The organism is Neisseria sp. HMSC70E02 (genome assembly GCF_001838645.1).
Taxonomy (GTDB): Bacteria; Pseudomonadota; Gammaproteobacteria; order Burkholderiales; family Neisseriaceae; genus Neisseria; species Neisseria macacae.
This window is the reverse complement of sequence record NZ_KV838075.1, coordinates 47,533-60,694: the sequence shown is the minus strand read 5'-3', so window position 1 is coordinate 60,694 and position 13,162 is coordinate 47,533. Positions and strand designations below refer to the sequence as shown.

The window sequence follows — 13,162 nt, the reverse complement described above, 5'->3', positions numbered from 1 at the left end:
AGAACGGCGAAGGCTTCGAACTCAGAACCGACGGTTGGGGCGCCGTACGGGCGGGTAAAGGCATACTCGTCAGCTCGGATGCTCAGGGAGGTGCAAAAGGCGAAGTTCTAGAGATGGGCAAGGCGATACGACGCATGCGAAAAGCATTGGTCGCTGCCAAATTACTGGATACTGCTGCCAAACGTGCGGGCAATACCGCAACAGAAAGCATTGCCCAAGCAAACCACATCAACAGCAACTTAAAGAAATTGAAAAAATCGGGAATCGTCATTTCCGCTCCTGACGGTCTGGCCGCCAGCACCAAACAAAGCATATTGAATACAGCGCAAGGACATATCCACTGGGTCAGCATGCAGGACAGTAATGTCAGCGCCGGCAAGAACTTTACTGCACACGCACTAAAAAGCATCAACCTATTTGCACAAAATAAAGCCATTAAAATCCATGCAGCCCAAGGCAAGGTTGAAATACAGGCAAAAAATAACAAGATGCAGATTGGCGCAAAAAAAGACCTTGAGCTGACCAGTAGTACTGCCAAAGTAATGATCGTCGGTCAAGATGAGGTAATGATCAGTGGCGGAGGCGGAAGCTACATTAAATTGAAAAACGGTGAAATCATCCTTGCCTCCCCTAAAATCGTTCGCGTCAAAGCACCAGCAATGCCGGTGGGCGGTTCTGATAGCTTTTTCTTTAATGGTTTTGCAAAAACCGATAAAACCTGTATCCCTTGTAAGATTGCCGAATTAATTGGGCGTCCTGTTAATCCTATTTCAGGCATAAAAGTTTTACCGGATGAAACTGATTTTGCCTTTGATGGCTTGGTGCCGTTTGTATGGAGCCGCAGCTATTTTTCTGATTTGGAAGAAAGTTGGCTGGGTAGCGGCTGGCGCACCACATTAAGCGCCAAACTAGAGCGCAAAGACGGTCGTTTTACCTATACCGATAATCAGGGACGTACATTTGATCTGCCAGAACTGGAGGAAGATGAAGGACAGGTTCTGTTTGAAGCAGAACAAATCATCTTCGAACGAATCGATAATGGCAGCTATCAAATCAGTAATCTGGACGGTAGCAGCAGACATAGATTTTCACCCCTACACTTGAATGACACCAATCGTAGTGGCAGCGGTAATGGCACTTACGCCCTAACACAGGTAAGCGACCGCCATGGCAACGGCTATCGCATTGTTTACAATGAAGATACCGGCTTGCCTCATACCGTTATTGACGAACTGGGACGTGAGATATGGTTTGAGTTTGACAATCTCAGCCCTTTAACGCAGATCCCCGTTTACCGCCTTACCAGTATGAGTAGCTATAACGATAATCTACCTGAAGGTCGGGAACTTCTTGTCCGTTACCGTTATGACGACAACGGCGATCTTGTCGCGGTAGAAGATGCCGAAGGTTTCGTTCACCGACGTTTCGGCTACCGTCGTCACATGATGATTCGTCACCAAACTACGGCCGGATTAAATACCTACTATCAATACGACCATTACACCCCCCAAGGCCGGGTATTGCGCAGCCATACCGACAACGGTGAAGAGTGGCGTTTTGCCTATGCCGACGGGCATACCCAAATCACTGACGCATTAGGGCGTAGTGAACACCTTTATTACGACCATCATGGCGAAGTCGTCAAAAAAGTCTTTGCAGATGGTAGTAGTGTCTTGACAGAACGCGATGCTTTAGGCCGCCCCATTAAAATTACTGATGAAATGGGACGTGAAACCCGCTACCGTTATAACGAATGCGGGCTGCTGACCTTTGTTGGCGGAGAAGGCGGACAAAACCAGCACATCCGTTATGACCAAGAACGCCGACCGGTAGAGATTACCCTCCCGCACAATCAAAAGACCCTGATTGAGTACAACGAACAAGGGTTACCTGCAACCCAAAGCGATAGCAAAGGCAATACAACCCGTTACCGTTACAACGAAAATGGGCAAATTACCCAAATTACCGATGCAAAAAACAATACTTATACTTTCGAATATGACCAGCACCACCGCCTGAGCACTCAAACCGACTGTTCCGGCCAGCAAACCCGCTATACCTATAACGAAGAGGGCAAACTCGAAAGTATTACCGATGCAGCCGGCCACACCACGCACTATCATTACCAAAATAGGAAACCATTGCGTACCGACTATCCGGATGGCAGTAGCGAACACTTCAGCTACGATCATGCTGGCCGACTGAGTGTTCTGACTGATGCCGAAGGCAACCGTACCGCCTACGATTACGACAATGACAGCAAACCAACCGTCCGCTACAACGCGCTGGGTGATGCATTCCAATACCGTTACGATTCCGTAGGTCGTCTGAAAACCCTCGTCAACGAAAACGGCGACAGCTATACCTTCGAATACGATGAGCGCGACCGCCTGATCCGTGAAACCGGCTTTGACGGCAAAATGACACGTTACACCTACAACCCTGCAGGCGAACTCATACGCGAAGAAGAATACGCGTCTGGGAACATCGACGTGCGTACCCGCCCGCTACGGACAACTATCTACCACCGCGACCGTATCGGCCGCATCCGTCAGAAAGACAGTCATCTGGACGGCGGAGAAATCCTGAGCACCCACTACCGCTACGATAAACTTAACCGTCTGATCCAAGCACACAACGCCCATAGCGAGCTTCGCTTCGGCTATGACCACAACAGACTGGTTAAAGAACAGCTCATTCACTTGGATGAACCTCTTTCGTCCGGTACCAGCCGTTCACAATCCAAAGATGTCGCTGCACAGATTACCGAACACCGTTACGACGTACTGGGTAACCGCACCCAAACCATCCTGCCTACGGGTGAAATTTTAAACCGCCTGTATTACGGCAGCGGACACCTGCACCACATTAACCTCGACGGTACCACCCTTGCCGACATCGAGCGTGATGCCCTGCATCGCCCGATCGAGCGGACTATCGGCAAGTTGAATACCCAATTTCAACTTGACCCATTAGGTCGTCTGAAACAACAAATCGCCCAACCGAACAGCCACAACAAAGCAGACCCTGCCGTCCTTATCGGTCGCCGTTATCAATACGACACTACCGGCAACCTCGTCCGTACCGAAGACCAAACCAACGGCAGCAGGGATTACACCTATGACGTACGGGGCAGAATTACCCAAAGCGCGGACGAGCACTATCGCTACGACCCTGCCCACAACCTTACCGACGGAAGCAGAATCGTCGGCAACCGCCTTACCCAATACCAAGGCACCAGTTACCGCTACGACCCGTTGGGCAACCTGATCGAAAAACAGCAGCATGACGGCGAAATCCAACATTACCGCTACAATGCGGATAATCAACTGACCGAAGCCGAAATCCATCGCCCCGGACAAAACACCGTCTTATATCGCTACCGCTACGATCCCATAGGCCGCCGCATAGCCAAAGTCCATCCAGACGGCAACGAAATCCAATACCTATGGGACGGCAGCCGTCTGTTACAGGAATACCGTAAAGACCGAACCTATACCTACGTTTACACCGAAGACCAAAACTATGAACCCCTTGCTCAAATCACCACCTACAATGGCTTAGATAAGGCAAGAGAAATCCTGTATTACCACAACGATCAAATCGGCATCCCGCGCGAGATGACCGATGAGAAAGGCAATATTGTTTGGAGCGGCGACTATAGCGGCTGGGGCAAACTGACCCAAGAAGGTCGTCTGAAACTGGATATACATCAACCCTTCCGTCTGCAGAATCAGTATTATGATGAAGAAACGGGGCTGCATTACAACTTCTTCCGCTATTATGATCCGGAGATTGGGCGGTTTACGCAGCAGGATCCAATTAGATTAGCCGGTGGAGAAAGTTTGTATATTTATGCTTTCAATATATCGAGGTGGACTGATGTTTTAGGATGGGAGAATACACCAGATATAGCCAAACAGGTAATTACTGCATGTGATAAAAATAATGCTAAAGGTTGTTCGTCAAGCATTATCGGTATTGATCACAAAAATAAAGAAATAGGCTATGGGAATTATGGAAAGGCTCCAAAACCTGATTCTGGTCTAAATCCGATAAAGATATTCCGCAAGTGGACATTAGAAGAGCCTATCAATCGGTGCACAAAACAAATAAAGCCTAATACATTGGAAGTATGTACGGCATGTTGTATTGTTGAGTCACAGAAACAAAGAAATACTCTTTTGCCATCACTCTGTCAAGAAGAATGTTATAGACAACACAATGTGTTATAGTTATAGAATCATTGAGAATCTTCTTATGAAAAAAATATTATTACTTATTTTAATGTTTTCATTTTCTGTTGCTGCATATGCCGATAAGCAAAATCAACAGGATATTATGGATCAAGAAAATTTTGAAGTAACATTAAAACTCAATCATCTGAATAATATAGTTTTTTTGATTAAATCCAGAAATCAGGCAATTGACTCTAAACAATTGGATAATTTAAGCAGCATTGACAATCTAATCATCATGAACTTGGCATTTGTTGAAATTTATGATGACTATTTTAATCAACCCAGAAAGAATATGCAGTATAGTAAGTTAGATTTAAGAAAAATTCTTAGCTTTTCTAGTTGCTTGCTAAAAGAATCTAATCAAAAGATGCCATTATCTAATAGGATTGGTATTGATCATTTAACACAAAAAGAACAAGAGAAACTAAATCAAGATTTTTGGGCGTATATAGATCTAAAATGTAAAGAAAAATAGCAATTTTAAAACCCAACCTTCACAAAGGTCGTCTGAAAACTTTTAGAAGACCTAATTTATGTACTTACAGTCGCACTAACATTGCTATAAAGAAAATGGTTAGTTTGTTATCTAATTCAGATACTGAAATACAAGATTCTCATTTTCGTGTAGGTGTAAGGTAGGAATGACTTACGTCCCTATGGGCATGGTGCCGCATCATACAAGTTATAAATCATACAGTTGGTTTTTCATACTATTAGAATAGCTAGGGGTAAACTAAAGATATTCATGATCAAATTGAGAATATTAAAAAAAATGAAGCAAAAAAATTACTTCTTACTGATTGCTCAAATTTTGCTAAATCTTCCATCATTGATCTATGTGACCTTATGGATCATGAAGATATCAATAGTGATGGATGCAGAATTATTTTCATATTTACTTACATTCATTAGATTATCAAGCTATATTGCAAGTCTATTCTCAGTAGTCACTCTGATAAATTTACTTTTTATAAGAGATATGAAAACCCTACTGATTTCGGTGATCATAAGTATATTTACATTGTTATTCAGTGCATATACCTTAACTCGGTATGCTTGCGATTCTTTTTATGGATATTATATATGTTTATTTATTAAATATATTTTTGAAATAACCCACTAAATAACAAGCATAATCTAAATAAGTAAGCGTAGGTTGGGTTGAAAACCCAACTTTCACAAAGGTCGTCTGAAAACCGTTTAAATCCAGTTAAACCGGTTTTCAGACGACCTTTTGTGTTGGAAATCGTGCTTACTTCAATGCTGCCAGACAATCCTTCACTAATGCCGGACCTTTATAAATCATGCCGCTGTACACTTGGACGGCGGTTGCGCCGAGACGGATTTTTTCGGCGGCGTCCTTGCTGTTCATAATGCCGCCTACGCCGATAATCGGCAGCTTGCCGTCGATGTGTTCCGCCAACATTTTCAGCACTTGATTGCTTTTTTCGCGCACAGGCAGACCGCTTAGGCCGCCCTGCTCGCCTGCGAGCGGATGGCTGCCGAGGCTTGATTTGTCGATGGTGGTGTTGGTGGCGATGATGCCGTCCATTTCGACGGATTGGACAACGTGGGCGATGTCTTCGATTTGCGCTTCATCCAAATCGGGGGCGATTTTGACGGCGAGCGGGACGTATTTTCCGTGCGCAGCGGCAAGCTGCGCCTGTTTATTTTTCAGGGCTTCGAGCAGCGCGCTCAGTTCGTCGCCGCCTTGCAGTGCGCGGAGGTTTTTGGTGTTGGGTGAGGAAATATTGACGGTAATGTAACTTGCGTGTGCGTAGGCTTTTTCGAGGCAGATTAAATAGTCGTCGGCGGCGTTTTCGATGGGGGTGCCGGCGTTTTTGCCGATGTTGATGCCCAATACGCCTTGATAACGGCTTTTTTCGATGTTTTGAATCATGGCATCTATGCCGTGGTTGTTGAAGCCCATGCGGTTGATGATGCCTTGGTGTTCGGGAACGCGGAAGAGGCGCGGCTGCGGGTTACCGGGCTGCGGTTTGGGCGTGATCGTGCCGATTTCGAGGAAGCCGAAGCCGAGCGCGCCCAATGCATCTATGTATTCGCCGTTTTTGTCGAGTCCGGCAGCAAGCCCGACCGGATTGGGCAGGGTGATGTCCATGAGTTTGACGGGCTTGGTGCGGTTGTCGGAAATCGGAAGCAAACCGAGTTTGTATACTTTGTTGAGCGCATCGAGGGTGAAATGGTGGGCTTTTTCGGCATCGAGTTTGAACAGCAGGCTGCGGGCTAGGGAATACATGGGTTTCTTTCGGATAATTGGCGAACTGCCGTATTTTACCCGAAACTGTTACTTGCCTGCGAAAAGGTCGTCTGAAACCTGATTTCCAGTTTCAGACGACCTTTTCTGTTTTATCCTTGCAAGTGTTTTGTTCAACTCAACAGCATTTCCTGCATCAGCTTCATGCCCCATTGCCAGCCGCCGAGTGCACTGTTGAGCGTGCCGGAATGTGGCGACAGGAGGAGGCGGGCGTTCCACAGGTTTGCCCGTTCTTCCGCCCAGTTGCGCAGCGTGCCGTTTTGTTCGGCGATGACAAGCGCGGTGCGGCAGGGGCAACGGACGCGCTGGAAGGTGTGTATTTCATCGTCGGGGAAGGCTTCTGGACGCGGCGACACAAGGATGATGTTGACGATTTTTTTCTGTGTCAGGATGTCGGTTTGGTAGAGCCACGCCAGAAAAGCGGATACGCCTGCGCCGTGTGCGACGACGGCGATGTGTTCGCCGCTGATGCCTTCAAACGCTGTTTGAATATTTGCCTGCCATTGGGCGATGCTTTGATTGGCGGAAGCGGCAGCGGTTTGGACGACGGGATAGCTGACCGCCCAGCGGTCTATCCACATTTCTGCTTCGTCCGCGTCGCGTATCAAGAAAAGCGTCAGGTCTTCGAGTTCGAAAGTTCGCATTTCAGACGACCTATTTGAGCAAATCGTTGAGCGTAAAGGTAATCAAGAGCACGGCGGGGACGCTTAAAACGGCACAGGTGGCGAGGCAGATCAGGATGTTGGCAATCAACCGCCAGCCTTTCCAACCGAAACACTTGGCGGCAATCATGAGGCAGGGCAGTGAAAACAGCAGCCACACAACTGCCCAAAGCGGATTGGCGCGGGTCATTTCAACCCAGCCGGACATCCGCGCCAGCATGAATATCGTCCACACCAGCATAGGCAGTACAAACGCGGCAACCACCCATGCCGCGCCTATGCCGGTTTTACCGTTCACATTCCAATCGTATTTGCCGAAAACTTTATTGGGCAGCATAGTCATACTCCACGACCAAAGGGGCATGGTCGGAAAATTTCTCGTCTTTATAAACATGCGCGGACACCGCTTTGGCGGCGAGTTCGGGCGTAACCATCTGATAGTCGATGCGCCACCCGACATCTTTCGCATACGCCTGTCCGCGGTTGCTCCACCAAGTGTAGCCTGGGTTGTCGGGATAGAGCGTGCGCCACATATCCGTCCAGCCGAGCGTATGGATGACTTTGCCTATCCATTCGCGCTCCTCGGGCAGGAAGCCTGAGTTTTTCTGGTTGCCTTTCCAGTTTTTCAGGTCGATGTTTTGGTGGGCGATGTTCCAGTCGCCGCAAACGACAATGTCGCGCCCTTCCGCCTTCATGGCTTCAAGCATGGGATAGAACGCATCTAAAAAACGGTATTTCAATTCCTGCCGCTCCGGCGCGCTGGTGCCGCTGGGCAGATAAAGCGAAATCACCGACAACTTTCCGAAATCACAGCGCACAAACCGCCCTTCCCTGTCGAATTCTTCAATGCCCATACCGATTTGCACATTGTCAGGTGCGCGTTTGCTGTACACCGCTACGCCGCTGTAACCGCGTTTCTCAGCGCAATGCCAATGGCCGTGCATCCCGTGCGGATTCTTCATTTCGTCGGACAAATCGGCTTCCTGCGCTTTGAGTTCCTGCACGCAGACAATGTCCGCGCCCGATGCGGCGATGTATTCGTAAAATCCTTTTTTGTAGGCAGAGCGGATGCCGTTGACGTTGGCAGAGATGATTTTCAGCATAATTTTGTGCTTTGGAATATTGGTTTAAGGAAAAAAACGGATTGTAACCGATATAGAGGAGTCGCTACAAAACCGCTCTTTCTTTTTGCTGCAACTGCTTGTGAACGCTTCAACATTGCCTTTGCGTGCCAACCATAAAAATAGGTCGTCTGAAAACGGATAACCAAACCGTTTTCAGACGACCTTTCCCCTTGGGGTGGTTCGACGATTCAAAATTCTGCGCTTTTTTCGTTTTTAAATACTTTCTGCTTGAGTAACAAGGCCCGTAAGATGACCAACTTTACCGTGCCGTTGCTACACATTTAATATTTATGCCGAAAGTCGTGAAATTTTGAATGTCTGCACCCCTTGTAAAAAAGTAAATGCAACTTTCACTTTTTATTGTTTTTGGCCGGCAAACGTCCCTACGATTTTACCGACCTGATAAACACCGGCTGTCTCTGCGGCTGCGGAACCGAAGAAACCGCCGTGTATTTCTGCCGTCGGGGTGACGGAAGAAAATCTGTTGCCGTTGATATCCGCATCAACGGTGAGCGTTTTGTTGAAATAGCCGAGGCTGCCGCTGACTTTTTTGCTTTCGAAATCGGCAGTCAGACGGCCTGTACCGTATGCCTGCGCCAGAGTACCGCGCACGCTGACGGTCGATACGTCGTAAACCGCCTGTCCGATTTTCGGCATTTCTGCTTCACGGGTAAAATTACCGTTGAAGAAAGCGTAATTGTTTTGCGATTCGGTCTTCACGATGCCGGCAACCGCATCGGGTGTGCTGTGGTGCAGGACGTAATTGCCGCCAAAATTGGCAAGGCGTTTATTCTCCGAACCGCCGACGCTGTCCCGCCAGCCGTTTTTAAAACTCTCGCCTTGTACGGCTGCAAGATCGACCTCTACGCCTTCGATGGTAATCTTGTTCCAATCGGCATGATTGAATGCCACTGCGGAATCAGAAGCATTGGTTCCGCTGAAAAATTGTTTGCCGGATTCCGGTTTTTCCGATTTTGCAGCTACCGGCAATGCGGAAGCTGCGTCTGCCGAGGGCAGGGCTTGGGCAGATTTTGGAGCCTGTGTCGGCGTGGATTGCGTACTGGGGGAGGAGCTGCCGCCACCGCAGGCAGATAAGGCTGCAACACACATCAAAGCAAGATATTTTTTCATAATTTTGTTCTTAAAATTGTTATCTGACGAAGACAGGAACGCATTCTAAGCACAAACAATATGACTTTGTAATAAATATGCCAAACGAGCATTTTTTACGACCAACGGCAATAATAAAGGCCGTCATAAAGTACACATTTACTTTTCAGACGACCTTCTAGCAACCTTTTTATCAGTGTTCAGCTACATTGTTGGCGCAAAGCTTTGTCACGCTCCATCTGCACATTAATCTTATTCACCAAGTCCTTATCCAACAATTGGCTCTCATAATGGTCCTGCACCGCATCCAAAGTTTGGATACAGGCGGCTTTGTTGTTTGCCTGACGGTAAGCATCGGCGGCATCGTTGGCGGCAGTCACTGTTTCAATCGGATTGAGGAAATCACCGCACTGTTTCAGATAGTTTTGTTTGATGTCCGCTGCCTGTTCGAATTTTCCTGAACGTAAGGTCGTCTGAAAACGGTTTTCCATCTTTTTGACACCTTGTTGTGAACAAACCTGCGGCAGTTTGTAATACTCCGACGGGAAAGATACGCCCGCGCCGCAATAATTTTCGCAGCCTTCGGCATCCACTTTTACCTCATCCCCCTTGAATTGGAACGATATTTGGCAGCCTTCCCCATCTTTCCAAACCTTATTCTTATCCATTTTGCCTTGCGCGCCACATATATGCCCGCGTTCGTTGGCAGATTCAATATTGAACTGATTACCGTTGATTTTCAGCCAGTCGTGGGCAATGGGCTGTTTCGTTCTGTACTCCGCGGCAAATGCCACGCTGCCCATACTCATCGCCAAAACCAAACATAAAATCTTTTTCATAGATATTCCTTCTCATTAAACAATACAGCCTGCCTGCCAAAGAGGTCTAAATAGTACCCATACCGATTAGGCAAAGCCAGTTTGCTATAATACTACCATTTTTATTCTCACCGACATCTGCCCGTACCATGCCTCATCCCGATTTCTCCCAAACCCTCTCCAAAGACCGCCACTTCCTGCAATCCGCCTTCAAAAATCCCAACAAATACGGCGGCTTGTCCAAAGTCGAAGAAAAATACCGAAAATCGCACGAAATCTTTTTGAAGCGTTTGGCCGCCTTGCCCAAACCCGAGTTCGACAACACCCTGCCCGTTCACGAAGAGCTCGAAGAAATCAAAAAAGCCATTGCCGAGAATCAGGTAACGATTATTTGCGGTGAAACCGGTTCGGGCAAAACCACGCAGTTGCCCAAGATTTGTCTGGAACTCGGGCGTGGGGCGGCGGGGCTAATCGGGCATACCCAGCCGCGCCGTTTGGCCGCGCGCTCAGTGGGGGAGCGGATTGCCGAAGAGCTGAAATCGGAAATCGGCAGCGCGGTGGGCTATAAGGTACGCTTTACCGACCACACCTCGCGCGATGCCTGCGTCAAGCTGATGACCGACGGCATCCTGCTGGCGGAAACCCAGACCGACCGTTATCTCGCCGCCTACGACACGATTATCATCGACGAAGCGCACGAGCGCAGCCTGAACATCGACTTCCTCTTGGGCTACCTGAAACAGCTCCTGCCGCGCCGCCCCGATTTGAAAGTCATCATCACCTCGGCAACCATAGACGCAGAACGCTTCTCCCAACACTTCAACGGCGCGCCCGTACTGGAAGTGAGCGGGCGCACCTACCCCGTCGAAATCCTCTACCGCCCGCTGACCAGCAAAGACGAAGACGACGCAGAAGTGGAGCTGACCGACGCGATTGTCGATGCGGCGGACGAATTAGCGCGGTATGGCGAAGGCGATATTTTGGTGTTCCTGCCGGGCGAACGCGAAATCCGTGAAGCCGCCGAAGCCCTGCGTAAATCCACACTGCGCCGCAACGACGAAATCCTGCCCCTGTTCGCGCGCCTGTCGCACGCCGAACAGCACAAAATCTTCCACCCCTCAGGCGTAAAACGCCGCATCGTGTTAGCAACCAACGTCGCCGAAACCTCGCTCACCGTGCCGAGCATCAAATACGTCATCGACACCGGCCTCGCGCGCGTCAAACGCTATTCCGCACGGGCAAAAGTGGAGCAGCTTCATGTCGAAAAAATCTCCCAAGCCGCCGCCCGCCAACGCTCCGGCCGCTGCGGACGCGTCTCCGCAGGCGTGTGTATCCGACTGTTTTCAGAAGAAGATTTCAACAGCCGCCCTGAATTCACCGACCCGGAAATCGTCCGCAGCAACCTGGCCGCCGTCATCCTGCGCATGGCTGCGTTGAAACTCGGCGATGTGGCAGCATTCCCATTTTTAGAAATGCCCGATTCGCGGTATATCAATGACGGGTTTCAGGTGTTGCTGGAATTGGGGGCGGTTAATGAACACAACGGACTGACCAAACTCGGCGAACAAATGGCGCGCCTGCCCATCGACCCGAAAATCGCACGCATTTTGCTGGCGGCGAAGAAGCACGACTGCATGGCGGAAATATTGGTGATCGCGTCCGCGCTGTCGATTCAAGACCCGCGCGAACGGCCGCTGGAGGCGCGCGATGCCGCCGCCAAGGCGCACGAGCGTTTTACCGACAAGCAGTCCGATTTCCTTGCCTATCTGAACATTTGGGACAGCTTCCAACGCGAGCGCGATAAAGGCTTGTCCAACAAGCAGTTGGTGCAGTGGTGCCGCCAATATTTCCTGTCGCACCTGAGGATGCGCGAGTGGCGCGAGCTGCACCACCAGCTTGCCCAAACCGCGATTGAAATGGGTTTGACCACCAAGGAAGCCGCTTTCAGACGGCCTCCCGAAGTCAAGCAACTGACGTCGTCTGAAAATGCGGGCGACCAAGACTTATCCGCCAAACTCAAACAAAAACAACTGGATAAAAAGCAACACCGCGCCCAAATCCGCGCCGCCAAAGAAGCGGGCTACGAACAAATCCACCGCGCCCTGCTCACCGGCCTCATCGCCAACGTCGGCATGAAATCGCCCGACGGCAACGACTACACCGGCGCGCGCGGCAGCCGCTTCCACCTTTTCCCCGCCTCCGCCCTGTTCAAAGCCAAACCCAAATGGGTGATGGCGGCAGAACTCGTTGAAACGACAAAACTTTACGCCCGCGACGTGGCCGCCATCCAGCCCGAATGGATCGAGCAGGAAGCGCCGCACCTCGTCCGCTACCACTATTTCGAGCCGCACTGGGAACAAAAACGCGGCGAAGTCATCGCCAGCGAACGGGTAACGCTCTACGGCCTGACCGTCTTGCCGCGCCGCCCCGTGTCCTACGGCAGAATCGCCCCCGAAGAAGCCCGCGAAATCTTTATCCGCAGCGCGCTGGTGGCGCAGGAATGCGATTTGAAAGCGGAATTTTTTGTCCACAACAAAAAGCTGATTAAGGAAATTACCGAACTCGAACACAAATCGCGTCGGCAGGATGTACTGGTCGATGATGAAGCCCTGTTCGCGTTTTATAACGAACGGCTGCCCGATTTTTATACGGCGGACGCGGTTTCAGACGACCTGCATCCTACAAATCCGCAGCAAACCGCCCCCTCCCCCGTGGGGGAGGGCTGGGGAGAGGGCAAAACAGTTGCCGCGCAAACCAACTTTTCCGCAACCGCAGCAAACCCTCTCCCTAACCCTCTCCCACAGGAGAGGGAACAGAGTGCCGCAGCTTCAATGGTTTCAGGCAGCCTGCATCCTACAAATCTACAGCGATCCTCCCCCTCCCCCGTGGGGGAGGGTCGGGGAGAGGGCAAAACAGTTGCCGCGCAAACCAA

General features: G+C 49.7%; 9 protein-coding genes. 3 read left to right on the top strand and 6 right to left on the bottom strand.

The window, feature by feature from the left end; translation table 11 throughout:
* On the top strand, positions 1-4,235 hold a 4,235-nt coding region (locus tag HMPREF3277_RS03330; protein ID WP_141765175.1), incomplete at its 5' end, for a DUF2345 domain-containing protein.
* Between the two features lie 25 nt (positions 4,236-4,260).
* Positions 4,261-4,716 (top strand): hypothetical protein, encoded by a 456-nt coding sequence (locus HMPREF3277_RS03325; RefSeq protein WP_070870037.1) that lies wholly within the window; start codon positions 4,261-4,263, stop codon positions 4,714-4,716.
* Positions 4,717-5,493: 777 nt separating this feature from the next.
* Here the strand turns inward: HMPREF3277_RS03325 and HMPREF3277_RS03315 are convergent.
* The 6 genes from HMPREF3277_RS03315 to HMPREF3277_RS03290 form a co-directional block, all read right to left on the bottom strand.
* Positions 5,494-6,498, bottom strand: a complete 1,005-nt coding sequence (locus tag HMPREF3277_RS03315; protein ID WP_070870035.1) for a quinone-dependent dihydroorotate dehydrogenase — start codon at positions 6,496-6,498, stop codon at positions 5,494-5,496.
* Between the two features lie 131 nt (positions 6,499-6,629).
* A complete protein-coding gene (locus HMPREF3277_RS03310; RefSeq protein ID WP_070870034.1) occupies positions 6,630-7,160 on the bottom strand; it encodes an alpha/beta hydrolase in 531 nt (176 codons plus the stop codon).
* A gap of 10 nt (positions 7,161-7,170) precedes the next feature.
* A complete protein-coding gene (locus HMPREF3277_RS03305) occupies positions 7,171-7,515 on the bottom strand; it encodes a hypothetical protein (RefSeq protein WP_009313105.1) in 345 nt (114 codons plus the stop codon).
* Complete coding sequence (locus HMPREF3277_RS03300; RefSeq protein WP_003758273.1) at positions 7,502-8,281, bottom strand: exodeoxyribonuclease III; 780 nt, start codon at positions 8,279-8,281, stop codon at positions 7,502-7,504. The genes HMPREF3277_RS03305 and HMPREF3277_RS03300 overlap by 14 nt, the downstream gene beginning before the upstream one ends.
* Before the next feature lie 378 nt (positions 8,282-8,659).
* Positions 8,660-9,433, bottom strand: coding sequence for a transferrin-binding protein-like solute binding protein (locus HMPREF3277_RS03295; RefSeq protein ID WP_070870033.1), 774 nt, complete (start codon positions 9,431-9,433; stop codon positions 8,660-8,662).
* Positions 9,434-9,612: 179 nt separating this feature from the next.
* Positions 9,613-10,251, bottom strand: a complete 639-nt coding sequence (locus tag HMPREF3277_RS03290; protein ID WP_070870032.1) for a DUF2961 domain-containing protein — start codon at positions 10,249-10,251, stop codon at positions 9,613-9,615.
* 128 nt (positions 10,252-10,379) lie between these two features.
* Here HMPREF3277_RS03290 and hrpA point away from each other — a divergent pair.
* On the top strand, positions 10,380-13,162 hold a 2,783-nt coding region (gene hrpA / locus HMPREF3277_RS13485), incomplete at its 3' end, for an ATP-dependent RNA helicase HrpA (RefSeq protein WP_094113455.1).